Annotated in this window: 11 protein-coding genes, 1 tRNA gene and 1 pseudogene; all 13 read left to right on the forward strand. The window is 63.8% G+C overall.

Annotated elements, in window-relative coordinates:
- Nucleotides 1-61: 61 nt before the first annotated feature.
- Nucleotides 62-1,194: elongation factor Tu (gene tuf / locus ASF94_RS21945; RefSeq protein WP_156382381.1), on the forward strand; the 1,133-nt coding region annotated here is incomplete at its 3' end.
- Between the two features lies 1 nt (nt 1,195).
- Nucleotides 1,196-1,425 (forward strand): annotated as a pseudogene (locus tag ASF94_RS20560) (hypothetical protein); the annotation flags it as partial.
- 11 nt (nt 1,426-1,436) lie between these two features.
- Nucleotides 1,437-1,512: transfer RNA gene (locus tag ASF94_RS00010), tRNA-Trp, on the forward strand.
- 88 nt (nt 1,513-1,600) lie between these two features.
- On the forward strand, nt 1,601-1,984 hold the full coding sequence (secE, locus tag ASF94_RS00015; RefSeq protein WP_056659729.1) for a preprotein translocase subunit SecE: 384 nt from the start codon (nt 1,601-1,603) through the stop codon (nt 1,982-1,984).
- Nucleotides 1,984-2,577 (forward strand): transcription termination/antitermination protein NusG, encoded by a 594-nt coding sequence (gene nusG / locus ASF94_RS00020; RefSeq protein WP_056659734.1) that lies wholly within the window; start codon nt 1,984-1,986, stop codon nt 2,575-2,577. The genes secE and nusG overlap by 1 nt, the downstream gene beginning before the upstream one ends.
- Before the next feature lie 126 nt (nt 2,578-2,703).
- Nucleotides 2,704-3,135: a 50S ribosomal protein L11 gene (rplK, locus tag ASF94_RS00025; protein ID WP_056659735.1), complete on the forward strand. Its 432-nt coding sequence runs from the start codon at nt 2,704-2,706 to the stop codon at nt 3,133-3,135.
- A complete protein-coding gene (rplA, locus tag ASF94_RS00030) occupies nt 3,136-3,834 on the forward strand; it encodes a 50S ribosomal protein L1 (protein WP_056659736.1) in 699 nt (232 codons plus the stop codon). It begins immediately after the preceding gene.
- Between the two features lie 233 nt (nt 3,835-4,067).
- Nucleotides 4,068-4,595 carry a 50S ribosomal protein L10 gene (gene rplJ / locus ASF94_RS00035; RefSeq protein WP_056659737.1) on the forward strand — a complete coding sequence of 176 codons (528 nt, stop codon included), beginning with the start codon at nt 4,068-4,070 and terminating at the stop codon, nt 4,593-4,595.
- Nucleotides 4,596-4,635: 40 nt separating this feature from the next.
- On the forward strand, nt 4,636-5,013 hold the full coding sequence (gene rplL, locus ASF94_RS00040) for a 50S ribosomal protein L7/L12 (protein WP_056659739.1): 378 nt from the start codon (nt 4,636-4,638) through the stop codon (nt 5,011-5,013).
- A gap of 277 nt (nt 5,014-5,290) precedes the next feature.
- Nucleotides 5,291-9,415, forward strand: a complete 4,125-nt coding sequence (gene rpoB, locus ASF94_RS00045) for a DNA-directed RNA polymerase subunit beta (protein ID WP_056659742.1) — start codon at nt 5,291-5,293, stop codon at nt 9,413-9,415.
- Nucleotides 9,416-9,433: 18 nt separating this feature from the next.
- Nucleotides 9,434-13,672: a DNA-directed RNA polymerase subunit beta' gene (gene rpoC, locus ASF94_RS00050; RefSeq protein ID WP_056659745.1), complete on the forward strand. Its 4,239-nt coding sequence runs from the start codon at nt 9,434-9,436 to the stop codon at nt 13,670-13,672.
- Between the two features lie 204 nt (nt 13,673-13,876).
- On the forward strand, nt 13,877-14,452 hold the full coding sequence (locus ASF94_RS00055) for a LemA family protein (protein WP_056659748.1): 576 nt from the start codon (nt 13,877-13,879) through the stop codon (nt 14,450-14,452).
- 29 nt (nt 14,453-14,481) lie between these two features.
- Entirely contained in the window at nt 14,482-15,933 is a 1,452-nt protein-coding gene (gene rsmB / locus ASF94_RS00060; RefSeq protein WP_056659751.1) for a 16S rRNA (cytosine(967)-C(5))-methyltransferase RsmB, read from the forward strand.
- Nucleotides 15,934-15,938: the final 5 nt, after the last annotated feature.

Below are 15,938 nucleotides of genomic sequence, written 5' to 3' on the forward strand. Positions count from 1 at the left end.
GTCCGGTTGAGATTGCGCCAATATCCAAGTGTGTTGGTTGAGTTTTTTTTCGGAGTCGAAAATGGCAAAAGGTAAGTTCGAACGTACCAAGCCCCACGTCAACGTGGGCACCATCGGCCACGTGGACCATGGCAAGACGACGCTGACGGCAGCGATCGCCACCGTGCTGTCCGCCAAGTTCGGCGGCGAAGCCAAGAAGTACGACGAAATCGACGCAGCACCTGAAGAAAAGGCCCGCGGCATCACGATCAACACCGCGCACGTGGAATACGAAACGGCCAACCGCCACTACGCCCACGTGGACTGCCCCGGCCACGCCGACTACGTCAAGAACATGATCACCGGTGCCGCCCAGATGGACGGCGCCATCCTGGTGTGCTCGGCCGCTGACGGCCCGATGCCCCAGACCCGCGAGCACATCCTGCTGGCTCGCCAAGTGGGCGTGCCCTACATCATCGTGTTCCTGAACAAGTGCGACATGGTGGACGACGAAGAGCTGCTGGAACTGGTGGAGATGGAAGTCCGCGAACTGCTGGACAAGTACAACTTCCCTGGCGATGACACCCCCATCGTGCGCGGCTCGGCCAAGCTGGCCCTCGAAGGCGACAAGGGCCCCCTGGGCGAGCAAGCCATCGACAAGCTGGCAGAAGCCCTGGACTCCTACATCCCCACGCCTGAGCGCGCTGTGGACGGCGCCTTCCTGATGCCCGTGGAAGACGTGTTCTCCATCTCCGGCCGCGGCACCGTGGTGACCGGCCGTATCGARCGCGGCATCATCAAGGTCGGCGAAGAAATCGAAATCGTCGGTATCCGCGACACGCAAAAGACCACCTGCACCGGCGTGGAAATGTTCCGCAAGCTGCTGGACCAGGGCCAAGCYGGCGACAACGTCGGCCTKCTGCTGCGCGGCACCAAGCGCGAAGACGTGGAACGCGGCCAAGTGCTGTGCAAGCCCGGCTCGATCAAGCCACACACCCACTTCACGGCTGAGGTGTATGTGCTGTCCAAGGACGAAGGCGGCCGCCACACCCCGTTCTTCAACAACTACCGCCCACAGTTCTACTTCCGCACGACCGACGTCACTGGCGCCATCGAGCTGCCAGAAGGCAAGGAAATGGTCATGCCTGGCGACAACGTGTCGATCACCGTCAAGCTGATCAACCCCATCGCCATGGAAGAAGGTCTGCGCTTCGCNGACCGGCATGGCCAGGGCCAGGGCGCCGCCCACAGTTCTACTTCCGCACGACCGACGTCACTGGCGCCATCGAGCTGCCAGAAGGCAAGGAAATGGTCATGCCTGGCGACAACGTGTCGATCACCGTCAAGCTGATCAACCCCATCGCCATGGAAGAAGGTCTGCGCTTCGCYATCCGTGAAGGCGGTCGYACCGTCGGCGCCGGCGTCGTGGCCAAGGTCATTGCTTAATTGATGCGCGAAGGGGTATAGCTCAATTGGCAGAGCGTCGGTCTCCAAAACCGAAGGTTGTAGGTTCGATTCCTACTGCCCCTGCCACCTGAGGTGGCGAAACCAAGCCCGCCAGAATCTGGCGGGCTTCGGTGTCTTCTGGATGCCGAAAGTCGAAGCAGGAAAATAGTCGGATATGGCCACTACTCAAGTTGAAACTGTCAGCACCGGGGCAGACAAGGCGAAGCTCGCAGCCGTCGCTCTGCTGGTGATTGCTTCCATCGGCGGGTTCTACCTGTTGTCCAAGCAAGGCCCGCTGGTGCAGTGGGTGGCGCTGCTGATCGGCCTGGCTGCGGCGGTGGGCGTGTTCCTGGTGTCTGAGCCCGGCAAGCAGTTCGTCGGGTTCGCTCGGGATGCCTGGCGCGAAGTCAAGAAGGTGGTTTGGCCGACGCGCAAGGAAACGCTGCAGATGACGGCCTATGTGTTCGTCTTCGTGGTGGTCATGGCACTGTTTCTGTGGTTTACGGACAAGACCCTGGAGTGGGTCTTGTATGACTTGATCTTGGGATGGAGAAAATAATGACAGATGCTGCGGAAGTCGGCGAAGCCGGCGCTCTCGGAAGTCAGGCATCTGCCAATCCCGATCTGCGCTGGTACATCGTGCACGCCTACTCCGGGATGGAGAAGGCCGTCGAGCGCAATATCGTGGAGCGCATCGGTCGCGCGGGCATGACGGACAAGTTCGGTCGCATTCTGGTGCCGACCGAAGAAGTCGTCGAGATGAAGAATGGTCAGCGCAAGACCACCGAACGCCGTTTGTTCCCGGGCTACGTGTTCGTGGAAATGGTCATGGACGACGACACCTGGCACTTGGTGAAGCACACCAACAAGGTGACGGGATTCGTTGGTGGCGCCAAGAACCGGCCTGCTCCGATTTCCGAAGAGGAAGTGCAGAAAATCGTCAGCCAGATGCAAGAGGGCACGGACAAGCCACGCCACAAGGTGGAGTTCATGGTCGGCGAGCTGGTGCGCGTCAAGGAAGGTCCTTTCACGGACTTCAATGGCTCTGTCGAAGAGGTCAACTACGAAAAGAGCCGCGTCCGCGTCTCCGTGATGATTTTCGGACGTTCCACGCCCGTGGAACTGGAGTTCGGTCAGGTCGAAAAGACCTGACGGATTCGTCTGAATCTGGTTCTGCGCTTTTCGACTCGGCGCAGGGTCGTGAATTGTGAGTCGTTAACCCCGGGGAGCCCGGCATGCGAAAGCAGCCTGGCGTTATGACCCGCAAGGAAGTCCATCATGGCGAAAAAAATCGTCGGCTTCGTCAAGCTGCAAGTGCCAGCTGGCAAGGCCAACCCATCACCACCTATCGGTCCTGCGCTGGGTCAGCGCGGCCTCAACATCATGGAGTTCTGCAAGGCATTCAATGCGCAGACCCAGGGCGTTGAGCCAGGCCTGCCATTGCCCGTGGTCATCACGGCATTTGCAGACAAGAGCTTCACCTTCATCATCAAGACGCCGCCTGCGACGACTTTGATCAAGAAGGCCATCAAGCTGGACAAGGGTTCCTCCAACGCTTTGAGCACCAAGGTCGGCAAGATCACCCGCGCTCAGCTGGAAGAGATCGCCAAGACCAAGATGAAGGACATGAACGCAGCAAACGTGGACGCCGCCGTCCGCACGCTGGCTGGTTCCGCACGCTCGATGGGCGTGACGGTGGAGGGTCTCTAAATGGCTAAGTTGACCAAGAAGCAAAAGGCCCTGCAGGGCAAAGTCGACAGCACCAAGCTGTACGCTTTCACCGAGGCTGTCGCCATCGTCAAGGAAGCTGCCACCGCCAAGTTCGATGAGTCCATCGACGTGGCCGTTCAGCTGGGCATCGATGCGAAGAAGTCGGACCAAGTGGTGCGTGGCGCCGTCGTGCTGCCCAACGGCACCGGCAAGACGACCCGCGTGGCTGTGTTCGCCCAAGGCGCCAAGGCTGAGGAAGCCAAGGCTGCCGGTGCCGACATCGTCGGCATGGACGACCTGGCTGCCATGGTCAAGGCGGGCGACATGCCTTTCGACGTGGTGATCGCTGCTCCCGATGCCATGCGCGTCGTGGGTACGCTGGGCCAGATCCTGGGCCCGCGCGGCCTGATGCCCAACCCCAAGGTCGGCACCGTCACCCCTGACGTGGCTACCGCCGTGAAGAACGCCAAGGCTGGTCAGGTGCAGTTCCGCGTCGACAAGGCCGGTATCGTTCACAGCACCATCGGTCGTCGCTCGTTCGACAACGAAAAGCTGCAAGGCAACCTGGCTGCACTGATCGAAGCCCTGAACAAGGCCAAGCCTGCTACCAGCAAGGGTCTGTACCTGCGCAAGGTGGCCGTGTCTTCCACGATGGGCCTGGGCGTCCGCGTGGATACGCAATCCATCGCTGCGGCGTAATTGCTAGAAATCTTCGGCGCCTTTCGGGGCGTCGATGTGGTGGGCTGCCGGTGTGCAAATGCCGGCAGGCCATCCAAGACCGTTGGTGCGCAGGGTGATTGCGCTTAAATCCACGTGATGCCAACGCAGATGGCGATCCCGCTGCAGATGGAATTCATTCCTTCCCAGTTGGTCGCTGCAACAAGAGCGTACAGAAGGGGTTCGCCCCGGATGTGCAATTTAAGGAGTAGACCTTGAGTCTTAATCGCAGTGAGAAAGAAGCGGTCATCAACGAAGTGACCAGCCTCGCCGCTAAAGCTCAAACGCTCGTGATCGCGGAATACCGTGGCATCACGGTCGCTGACATGACCAAACTGCGTGTGGATGCTCGCAGCAAGGGCGTGACCCTGAGTGTTCTGAAGAACACCCTGGCTCGCCGTGCTGTCGCTGGCAGCACGTTTGAAGTCGTGTCCGACCAGATGACCGGTCCTCTGATCTATGGCTTCTCCGAAGACGCTGTGGCCGCCGCCAAGGTGGTGGCCGATTTCGCGAAGACCAACGACAAGTTGGTGATTCGCGGTGGCGCCTTCGCAGGCAAAGCCCTGGATGTGAACGGCGTGAAGCAACTGGCCAATATCCCTTCCAAGGAAGTGCTGTTGGCTCAGCTGTGTGGCTTGCTGATGTCCCCCATTTCGCGTACGGCCGTGGTGCTGGGCGCGTTGGCGGCAAAGAAGGGCGAGGGCGCTGCCGCCGAACCGGCAGCCGAGGCAGTTGCGGCCTGATTGGCCCTCTGTTAACCAACGTTATTGTTAGGAAATCAAAATGGCATTCGATAAAGACGCATTCTTGACCGCGCTGGACAGCATGACGGTCATGGAACTCAATGACCTGGTCAAGGCCATTGAAGAGAAGTTTGGCGTGAGCGCTGCCGCCATGGCCGCTCCTGCCGCCGCTGGCGGTGGTGCTGGCGCTGCTGCAGCCGAAGAAAAGACCGAATTCAACGTGGTGCTGCAAGAAGCCGGCGCCAACAAGGTTTCGGTCATCAAGGCTGTGCGCGAAATCACCGGCCTGGGCCTTAAGGAAGCCAAGGACCTGGTGGACGGCGCTCCGAAGAACGTCAAGGAAGGCATTGCCAAGGCCGACGCCGAAGCAGCCGTCAAGAAGCTGGTGGAAGCCGGCGCCAAGGCCGAACTCAAGTAATTCGGCTGGTCGCCAAGGCTGGGGGCTCCGCAAGGGCTCCCAGCCTTTGGCGCTTATGGAACGTAGTTCCAGAGCACACCAGAAAGCGGTCCCCGTGGCCGTTTTCTAGTGTCTTCTGAGCCCCCCGACAGCAGAAGACGCCTTGGTTCGGGTGATGTGCAACGCATCACCGTCCGCCATGGTTGGTAGTGGCCAACCGCCAAGCCTGCAAGGCATGCGCCCCTGCAGGTCAGTAGTCGTCGAAGACCCAGGACTCATGTCTTTGCCCGGAGATCTCATGGCCCCAACATCCACGTACAGCTATACCGAACGCAAGCGGATTCGCAAGAGTTTCGGCAGCCGCGACAGCGTGCTCGAAGTGCCCTACCTGCTGCAGATGCAAAAAGATGCGTACACCGCATTCCTGCAGGCAGACAAGGCCCCCCAGAAACGCACCATCGAAGGTCTGCAAGCCGCTTTCGATGCCGCCTTCCCCATCGTCTCGCACAACGGTTTTGTCGAGATGAAGTTCGTCGAGTACAACCTCGCGAAACCCGCGTTCGACGTGCGTGAGTGCCAGACCCGCGGCCTGACGTTCGCGTCCGCCGTGCGCGCCAAGGTGCAGCTGATCATCTATGACCGCGAGTCGTCGACGTCGCAGTCCAAGGTGGTCAAGGAAGTGAAGGAGCAAGAGGTCTACATGGGCGAAGTGCCCCTGATGACCGACAAGGGCTCGTTCATCATCAACGGCACCGAGCGCGTGATCGTCTCCCAGCTGCACCGCTCGCCTGGCGTGTTCTTCGAACACGACAAGGGCAAGACCCACAGCTCGGGCAAGCTGCTGTTTTCCGCACGCATCATCCCTTACCGCGGCTCGTGGCTGGACTTCGAATTCGATCCGAAGGACATCCTCTACTTTCGCGTGGACCGTCGCCGCAAGATGCCGGTAACGATCCTGCTCAAGGCCATCGGCCTGAACCCCGAGTCCATCCTGGCGAACTTCTTCGTCAACGACAACTTCCGTTTGATGGACAGCGGCGCGCAGATGGAATTCGTCGCCGACCGCCTGAAGGGCGAAGTGGCGCGTTTCGACATCACCGACAAGGCCGGCAAGGTCGTGGTCGCCAAGGACAAGCGCATCACGGCTCGCCACACGCGTGAGCTGGAACAGTCGGGCACCACGCACATCAGCGTTCCCGAAGACTTCCTGATCGGCCGCGTGGTCGCGCGCAACGTGGTGGACGGCGACACCGGTGAGATCGTCGCCAAGGCCAACGAAGAGCTGACCGAAGCGCTGCTCAAGAAGCTGCGTTCTGCGGGCGTGAAGGATCTCCAGGTCATCTACACGAACGAGCTGGACCAGGGCGCCTACATCTCTCAGACCCTGCGCATCGACGAAACCGTGGACGAGTTCGCCGCCCGCGTGGCCATCTACCGCATGATGCGCCCCGGCGAGCCGCCAACGGAAGACGCCGTGCAGGCCCTGTTCCAGCGCCTGTTCTACAACCCGGACACGTACGATCTGTCGCGCGTGGGCCGCATGAAGTTCAACGCCAAGATCGGCCGCGACGAATCGACCGGCCCGATGGTGCTGTCGAACGAGGACATCCTCGCCGTGGTGAAGATCCTTGTGGACCTGCGCAACGGCAAGGGCGAAGTCGATGACATCGATCACCTGGGCAACCGCCGCGTGCGTTGCGTGGGCGAGCTGGCCGAAAACCAGTACCGCACTGGTCTGGCGCGTATCGAGAAGGCCGTGAAGGAACGTCTGGGCCAGGCCGAGCAAGAGCCGCTGATGCCGCACGACCTGATCAACTCCAAGCCGATTTCCGCGGCCCTGAAGGAGTTCTTCGGCGCATCGCAGCTGTCGCAGTTCATGGACCAGACCAACCCGCTGGCGGAAATCACCCACAAGCGCCGCGTCTCCGCACTCGGCCCGGGCGGTCTGACCCGCGAGCGCGCCGGCTTCGAAGTGCGTGACGTGCACGTGACCCACTACGGCCGCGTCTGCCCCATCGAAACGCCTGAAGGCCCGAACATCGGCCTGATCAACTCGCTGGCCCTGTACGCCCGCCTGAACGAGTACGGCTTCATCGAGACGCCGTACCGCCGCGTGGTGGACGGCAAGGTGACCGACCAGATCGACTACCTGTCCGCCATCGAAGAAGGCAAGTACGTCATCGCCCAAGCCAACGCCACGCTGGACGCCGAAGGCCGCCTGACCGGTGACCTGGTGTCGGCCCGCGAAAAGGGTGAATCCACGCTGCTGACCGCCGACCGCGTGCAGTACATGGACGTGTCGCCTGCGCAGATCGTGTCGGTGGCTGCGTCGCTCGTGCCGTTCCTCGAGCACGATGACGCGAACCGCGCGCTGATGGGCGCCAACATGTCGCGCCAGGCCGTGCCCGTGCTGCGTCCGGAAAAGCCCATGGTGGGCACCGGCATCGAACGCGTGGCGGCTGTCGACTCCGGCACCGTGGTGACGGCGAACCGTGGCGGCATCGTCGACTACGTGGACGCGACCCGCATCGTGGTGCGCGTGAACGACGCCGAAGCCGTGGCCGGTGAAGTGGGTGTGGACATCTACAACCTCATCAAGTACCAGCGTTCCAACCAGAACACCAACATCCACCAGCGTCCCATCGTGGCCAAGGGTGACGTGCTGGCCAAGGGTGACGTGATCGCCGATGGCGCTTCCACCGACCTGGGCGAAATCGCCATCGGCCAGAACATGCTGATCGCGTTCATGCCCTGGAACGGCTACAACTTCGAAGATTCGATCCTGATCTCCGAACGCGTGGTGGCCGAAGACCGCTACACCTCGATCCACATCGAGGAACTGGTGGTGATGGCCCGCGACACGAAGCTGGGTGCGGAAGAAATCACGCGCGACATTCCGAACCTGTCGGAACAGCAACTGAACCGTCTGGACGAGTCCGGCATCATCTACGTGGGTGCCGAGGTTTCGCCTGGCGACACGCTGGTGGGCAAGGTCACGCCGAAGGGCGAAACCACGCTGACGCCGGAAGAAAAGCTGCTGCGCGCCATCTTCGGCGAGAAGGCCTCCGACGTGAAGGACACGTCGCTGCGCGTGGACCAAGGCTCGCAAGGCACCGTGATCGACGTGCAGGTGTTCACCCGCGAAGGCATCCAGCGCGACAAGCGCGCCCAGCAGATCATCGACGATGAACTCAAGCGCTTCCGCCTGGACCTGAACGACCAGCTGCGCATCGTCGAAGCCGACGCGTTCGACCGGATCGAGAAGCTGCTGAACGGCCGCGTGGCCAACGGCGGCCCGCAGAAGCTCGCCAAGGGCACCAAGCTCGACAAGGCCTACCTGGCGTCCGTCGAGAAGTTCCACTGGTTCGACATCCGCCCTGCGGAAGACGAAGTCGCCACGCAGCTCGAGTCCATCAAGAACTCGCTGGAGCAGACCCGCCACAGCTTCGACCTGGCTTTCGAAGAAAAGCGCAAGAAGCTCACGCAGGGCGACGAGCTGCCAGCGGGCGTGCTGAAGATGGTCAAGGTGTACCTGGCCGTCAAGCGCCGCCTGCAGCCTGGCGACAAGATGGCCGGCCGCCACGGCAACAAGGGCGTGGTGTCCAAGATCGTTCCGGTCGAAGACATGCCCTACATGGCCGACGGCACCCCCGCCGACATCGTGCTGAACCCGCTGGGCGTGCCATCGCGCATGAACATCGGTCAGGTGCTGGAAGTCCACCTGGGCTGGGCCGGCAAGGGCATTGGCCAGCGCATCGGCGACATGCTGCGCGACCAAGCCAAGACGGCCGAAGTGCGCAAGTTCCTGGAAGAGGTCTACAACTCCAGCGGCCGCACGGAAGACCTGGCCCAGCTGACCGACGACCAGGTGCTGTCGATGGCTGCCAACCTGACCAACGGCGTGCCCTATGCCACGCCGGTGTTCGACGGTGCCTCGGAAGCCGAGATCAAGGACATGCTGAAGCTGGCCTACCCGGACGACATCAAGGAGCGCAAGGGCCTCACGGACACCCGCACGCAGGCGTACCTGTTCGACGGCCGTACGGGCGAGCGCTTCGAGCGCCCCACGACCATCGGCTACATGCACTACCTGAAGCTGCACCACTTGGTGGACGACAAGATGCACGCCCGCTCGACCGGCCCGTACTCGCTCGTCACGCAGCAGCCGCTGGGCGGCAAGGCCCAGTTCGGTGGCCAGCGTTTCGGGGAAATGGAAGTGTGGGCGCTGGAAGCCTACGGCGCCGCCTACGTCCTGCAGGAAATGCTGACCGTGAAGTCCGACGACGTGGTGGGCCGTACCAAGGTGTACGAATCCATCGTCAAGGGCGAGCACGCCATCGAGGCAGGAATGCCCGAGTCGTTCAATGTGCTGGTCAAGGAAATCCGTTCCTTGGGCCTGGACATCGAACTGGAACGTTCTTAATCGAAGGGGACTAGGTTTATGAAGTCATTACTCGACCTGTTCAAGCAATTCACGCCCGACGAGCATTTCGATGCCATCCGCATCGGCATGGCTTCGCCCGAGAAGATCCGCTCGTGGTCTTTCGGCGAAGTGAAGAAGCCGGAGACCATCAACTACCGCACGTTCAAGCCCGAGCGTGACGGCCTGTTCTGCGCCAAGATCTTCGGCCCCATCAAGGACTACGAGTGCCTGTGCGGCAAGTACAAGCGCCTGAAGCACCGCGGTGTGATCTGCGAGAAGTGCGGCGTTGAAGTCACGCAGACCAAGGTGCGTCGCGAACGCATGGGTCACATCGACCTGGCCGCTCCCTGCGCGCACATCTGGTTCCTGAAGTCGCTGCCGTCGCGTCTGGGCCTGGTGCTCGACATGACGCTGCGCGACATCGAACGCGTGCTGTACTTCGAAGCCTACGTGGTGACCGACCCCGGCATGACCCCGCTGAAGAAGTTCGGCATCATGTCCGAGGACGACTACGACGCCAAGCGCAAGGAATACGGCGACGAGTTCATCGCCAAGATGGGTGCCGAAGGCATCAAGGACCTGCTCGAATCCATCGACATCGACCTGGAAATCGAGAAGCTCCGTGGCGACCTGACCGGCTCCGAAGTCAAGGTCAAGAAGAATGCCAAGCGCCTGAAGGTGCTGGAGGCGTTCAAGAAGTCCGGCATCAAGCCCGAGTGGATGGTGCTCGACGTGCTGCCCGTGCTGCCACCGGACCTGCGTCCGCTGGTGCCGCTGGACGGCGGCCGCTTCGCGACCTCCGACCTGAACGACCTGTACCGCCGCGTCATCAACCGCAACTCGCGTCTGCGCCGCCTGCTGGAGCTGAAGGCTCCGGAAATCATCGCGCGCAACGAAAAGCGGATGCTGCAGGAAGCCGTCGATTCGCTGCTGGACAACGGCCGCCGTGGCAAGGCCATGACCGGCGCGAACAAGCGCGCCCTGAAGTCGCTGGCCGACATGATCAAGGGCAAGTCGGGCCGTTTCCGCCAGAACTTGCTGGGCAAGCGGGTGGACTACTCGGGCCGTTCCGTGATCACCGTGGGCCCGACGCTCAAGCTGCACCAGTGCGGCCTGCCCAAGCTGATGGCCCTGGAACTGTTCAAGCCGTTCATCTTCTCGCGCCTGGAAGCCATGGGCATCGCGACGACGATTAAGGCCGCCAAGAAGGAAGTCGAATCCGGCACCCCGGTGGTGTGGGACATCCTGGAAGAGGTCATCAAGGAACACCCGGTGATGCTGAACCGTGCGCCTACGCTGCACCGTTTGGGCATCCAGGCGTTCGAGCCCATCCTGATCGAAGGCAAGGCCATCCAGCTGCACCCCCTCGTCTGCGCGGCCTTCAACGCCGACTTCGACGGCGACCAGATGGCCGTCCACGTGCCGCTGTCGGTGGAAGCGCAGATGGAAGCCCGCACGCTGATGCTGGCCTCCAACAACGTGCTGTTCCCCGCCTCCGGCGAGCCGTCCATCGTCCCGTCGCAAGACGTGGTGCTGGGCCTCTACCACGCCACCCGCGACAAGGTGAACGGCATCGGCGAAGGCCTGGTGTTCGCCGACACGGGCGAAGTCCAGCGCGCGCTGGACGCCGGCCAGGCCGAGCTGCATGCCCGCATCAGCGTGCGCCTGACCGAATGGACCAAGGACAAGGCCACCGGCGAATTCGTGCCTTCGACCTCGCTGGTCGACACGACCGTCGGCCGCGCGCTGCTGTCCGAGATCCTGCCCAAGGGCCTGCCCTTCAGCAACATCAACAAGGCGCTGAAGAAGAAGGAAATCTCCAAGCTCATCAACGTGAGCTTCCGCAAGTGCGGCCTGAAGGAAACCGTGGTGTTCGCAGACAAGCTGCTGCAGAACGGCTTCCGCCTGGCCACGCGCGCCGGCTTCTCCGTGGCGATCGACGACATGCTGGTGCCGCCGCAGAAGGCCGACATCCTGGTGCGCGCCGAAGCCGAGGTGAAGGAGATCCAGCAGCAGTACGTCTCCGGTCTGGTGACCGCTGGCGAGCGCTACAACAAGGTGGTGGACATCTGGGGCAAGGCCGGCGACGACGTGTCCAAGGTCATGATGGACCAGCTCAAGGTCGAGAAGACCACCGACCGCAACGGCAAGGAAGTGACGCAGGAGTCGTTCAACGCCATCTACATGATGGCCGACTCGGGCGCCCGGGGTTCTGCAGCGCAGATCCGCCAGCTGGCCGGCATGCGCGGCCTGATGGCCAAGCCAGACGGCTCCATCATCGAGACCCCCATCACGGCGAACTTCCGTGAAGGTCTGAACGTGTTGCAGTACTTCATCTCCACCCACGGTGCCCGTAAGGGCCTGGCGGATACGGCGCTGAAGACCGCCAACTCCGGCTACCTCACCCGCCGCCTGGTGGACGTGACGCAGGATCTGGTGGTGACCGAAGACGATTGCGGCACGAGCAATGGCTCGGTGATGCGCGCCATCGTCGAAGGCGGTGAAGTGATCGAGTCCCTGCGCGACCGCGTGCTGGGCCGCACCACGGCCGAAGAGGTGCTGCACCCCGAAACCCGCGCCGTGCTGGTGCCGGCTGGCCAGATGCTGGAAGAGGACACCCTCGAAGAGCTGGAAGCCGCTGGCGTGGACGAAGTCAAGGTCCGCACCGCGCTGACCTGCGAAACCCGCTATGGCCTCTGCGCCAAGTGCTATGGCCGCGACCTGGGCCGCGGCGGCCTGATCAACCTCGGCGAAGCCGTGGGTGTGATCGCCGCCCAGTCCATCGGCGAACCCGGCACGCAGCTGACCATGCGTACGTTCCACATCGGTGGTGCCGCATCGCGCGCTGCCATCGCATCGAGCGTGGAAGCCAAGTCCAACGGCGTGATCGGCTTCAACGCCACGATGCGCTACGTGAGCAACACCAAGGGCGAGCTGGTCGTCATCGCGCGTTCGGGTGAAGTCATCATCCAGGACGAGCATGGCCGCGAGCGCGAGCGCCACAAGGTGCCTTACGGTGCCACGCTGACTGTGCAGGCCGACCAGACGGTCAAGGCCGGCACGATCCTCGCCAACTGGGATCCGCTGACGCGCCCGATCATCACGGAATTCGCCGGCCAGGTGAAGTTCGAGAACATCGAGGAAGGCCTCACGGTCGCCAAGCAGGTCGACGACGTGACGGGTCTGTCCACGCTGGTCGTGATCGATCCGAAGCGCCGCGGCTCCGCCAAGGTGGTGCGTCCCCAGGTCAAGCTGATCGACGCGCAGAACCAGGAAGTGAAGATCCCCGGCACCGACCACTCGGTGACCATCGGCTTCCAGGTCGGCGCGCTGATCCAGGTGCGCGACGGCCAGGACGTGGGCCCGGGCGAAGTGCTGGCGCGTATTCCGGTCGAAGGCCAGAAGACCCGCGACATCACCGGCGGTCTGCCCCGCGTGGCCGAGCTGTTCGAAGCCCGTTCCCCCAAGGACAAGGGCATGCTGGCCGAAATCACCGGCACGGTGTCGTTCGGCAAGGAGACCAAGGGCAAGGTGCGCCTGCAGATCACCGATCCGGACGGCAAGGTCTGGGACGAACTGATCCCCAAGGAAAAGAACGTGCTGGTCCACGAAGGCCAGGTGGTGAACAAGGGCGAGTCCGTGGTGGACGGCCCGGCCGATCCGCAGGACATCCTGCGTCTCCTGGGCATCGAAGAGCTGGCGCGCTACATCGTCGATGAAGTGCAGGACGTGTACCGTCTGCAAGGCGTGAAGATCAACGACAAGCACATCGAGGTGATCGTTCGCCAGATGCTGCGCCGCGTGGTGGTCGAGTCGACAGGCGAATCCGGCTACATCGCCGGTGAGCAGGTCGAGCGCTCGGAGATCCTCAACACCAACGAGCGTCTGCAGGCCGAAGGGAAGATCCCCGCGACCTACACCAACGTGCTGCTGGGCATCACCAAGGCGTCGCTGTCCACCGATTCGTTCATCTCGGCCGCGTCGTTCCAGGAAACGACCCGCGTGCTCACCGAGGCTGCCATCATGGGCAAGCGCGACGAGCTGCGTGGCCTGAAGGAAAACGTGATCGTGGGTCGTCTGATCCCTGCCGGCACGGGCCTGGCCTACCACCAGGCACGCAAGGCCAAGGACGCCATGGACGACGCCGAGCGCCGCGCCATCGCCGAATCGGAAGCCGCCGAAATGGGCGCTGCCGGCACGGAAGAAGCCGCCGAGATCGACGGCTCCATGGCCACGGGTGGCTCCGCGGCTGAATAAGCCGGCAGAACGGTTGCCCGTTCGCCCCTGAAACGCTCCCGCTCTGTCGAAACCCGGCAGGCCGGGAGCTTTTTTATGGGCAGGCCCCAGGCTGCAAGCGGACCCTGAGGCCGCAAGCGCCGGGCTCGCCACGGGTGCCCAACCCGATTCCTTCACCGACCGAAACCACTGCGGCTGCCACCGGCCGCGCCGCCGTTTTCCGCCATGCTGATCACCTGGATTTCCCTGGCCGTGCTGCTCTTCTGGGCGGTGGGCGCATACAACCGGCTGGTGCGCCTGCGCTCGGCCGCGCTGCAGGCGTTCGGCGCGCTGGACGCGCATCTGGTGCGCCTGATCGCCATGTTGGGCGAGTACGAGGCCACTTCGCTGCCCGAGCGGGACCCTTCCGACGCCCGCGCCGCGCTCTGGGCTGCGACCACCCAGTTCGGCGCGTCGCTGGCCGCCGCCCGGGCCCGGCCGCTCGACGGGCAGACTGCCGCCGCACTGCAGACCGCCGACCAGGTGCTGGACACGGCCTGGCAAGCCGTGGTGCGGGCGGCAGGATCGGCAGACCCCGCTGAACGCGCTGCCGGCCCAGGCGCCGGGCCCGAAGGCTCGCCCGCGCGGCCCGGCGAGGCCCTGGCCGCCTGGAACGCGCGGCGCGACCAGCACATCGCGCACAACGCGCTGGCCCGCCAGCAGTTCAACGACGCGGTGGCGCAGTACAACGCCGCCATCGCCCAATTTCCTGCCAGCGTTCTGGCGTGGCTCTTTGGCTTCCACAAGGCCCGCCCGCTGTGAACGCAGCTGTTTTTTGAAGATCCGTTCCCATGTCCACTGCACCCGCCGGCACCACGCCGCGCACCGACCAAGACTCCACCGCACTGGCGCCCCCGCTCTGGAAGCTGCTGCAGGCCACGGCCGAGGCGCTGCATGCCGTGCGGGCAGGGCAGTCCGGCACGGCCGCGCTGGCCAGCGTCACGCCCGCACTGCGGCCTGGCGTGCAGGCGCTGCTGTTCCAGACGCTGCGGCACCTGGGGCGCGCGCAGGCGCTGCGCCGGCAGCTGGCTCCGCGCAACCCGCCGCCGGCGGTGGATGCGCTGCTGTGCACCGCGCTGGCCCTGGCCTGGAACCCCGATGAGGCCCCGTACGAGCCCTTCACGCTGGTGAACCAGACCGTCGAAGCCGCCAAGCGCCACCCGGCCACCAGGGCCCAAGCCGCCTTCGTCAACGCCTGCCTGCGCCGCTTCCTGCGCGAGCACGCCGCGTGTGTGGCCGCCACCGACGCCGACCCGGTCGCCCGCTGGAACCACCCGGCCTGGTGGATCGAGCAGTTGCGCCGCGACCATCCCCAGGACTGGGAGCGCATCCTGAGAGCCAACAACGCCCACGCGCCGATGACACTGCGTGTTTCAAGGCAAAAAAGCACGCCAGCGCTTTATTTACAAGCACTTTCTGCTATTAATGCGATAGCAAACGCGGTGGGGGCTGACGGAGTGGAGCTGGACCAGCCCCAGCCGGTGCAGCGCCTGCCCGGGTTCGCCGACGGCGTGGTGTCGGTGCAGGACGCTGCCGCCCAGCAGGCCGCGCCCTTGCTGCTGCAGGGGCTGGACCTCTCGGCACCCCTGCGGGTACTGGACGCCTGCGCGGCCCCGGGCGGCAAGACCGCCCATCTGGTGGATTGCCTGCCACCGGGCGCCGCATGGCAGGTCACCGCCCTGGAGATCGACCCGGCGCGCGCCGAACGCATTCACGACACCCTGCAGCGGCTGCAGATCCGCACGGCCGCGGAGCCGTCCAGCGACACGCCGGCACGGCACGCCAGCACGGGCGGAGAGCCGGGCACGGTCCAGGTGCTGGTGGCTGATGCCGCACGTCCGGGCGACTGGTTCGCCCAGAGCGGCGGCCAGCCCTTCGATGCCATCCTGCTCGACGCCCCGTGCACCGCCTCGGGCATCGTGCGCCGCCATCCGGACGTGCGCTGGCTGCGCCGCGCCTCCGACATTCCCCAGCTGGGCACGCTCCAGGCCCAGCTGCTGGCCACCTTGTGGCCGCTGGTGCGGCCGGGCGGGCGGCTGCTGTACTGCACCTGCTCGGTGTTCCGCGCCGAAGGCGATGCGCAGGTCCGATCGTTCCTCAAACGCAACACCGACGCGCAGCTGTTGCCTTCCCCGGGGCATTTAATTCCCGGCGGAACGGACAAGCCCGGCGACGTCCGAGACAATCCGGCGGGTGACCACGACGGATTTTTCTACGCGCTGTTCCAGAAAGCCCCGGCCTGAGGCCT

Origin of the sequence: Acidovorax sp. Leaf160, assembly GCF_001424265.1 — a bacterium.
Classification (GTDB): Bacteria; Pseudomonadota; Gammaproteobacteria; order Burkholderiales; family Burkholderiaceae_C; genus Paracidovorax.

Coding starts and splice junctions, on each gene's coding strand:
- secE (WP_056659729.1), top strand. CDS start 1,601: ATGGCCACTACTCAAGTTGAAACTGTCAGCACCGGGGCAGACAAGGCG.
- nusG (WP_056659734.1), top strand. CDS start 1,984: ATGACAGATGCTGCGGAAGTCGGCGAAGCCGGCGCTCTCGGAAGTCAG.
- rplK (WP_056659735.1), top strand. CDS start 2,704: ATGGCGAAAAAAATCGTCGGCTTCGTCAAGCTGCAAGTGCCAGCTGGC.
- rplA (WP_056659736.1), top strand. CDS start 3,136: ATGGCTAAGTTGACCAAGAAGCAAAAGGCCCTGCAGGGCAAAGTCGAC.
- rplL (WP_056659739.1), top strand. CDS start 4,636: ATGGCATTCGATAAAGACGCATTCTTGACCGCGCTGGACAGCATGACG.
- rpoB (WP_056659742.1), top strand. CDS start 5,291: ATGGCCCCAACATCCACGTACAGCTATACCGAACGCAAGCGGATTCGC.
- rpoC (WP_056659745.1), top strand. CDS start 9,434: ATGAAGTCATTACTCGACCTGTTCAAGCAATTCACGCCCGACGAGCAT.
- ASF94_RS00055 (WP_056659748.1), top strand. CDS start 13,877: ATGCTGATCACCTGGATTTCCCTGGCCGTGCTGCTCTTCTGGGCGGTG.
- rsmB (WP_056659751.1), top strand. CDS start 14,482: ATGTCCACTGCACCCGCCGGCACCACGCCGCGCACCGACCAAGACTCC.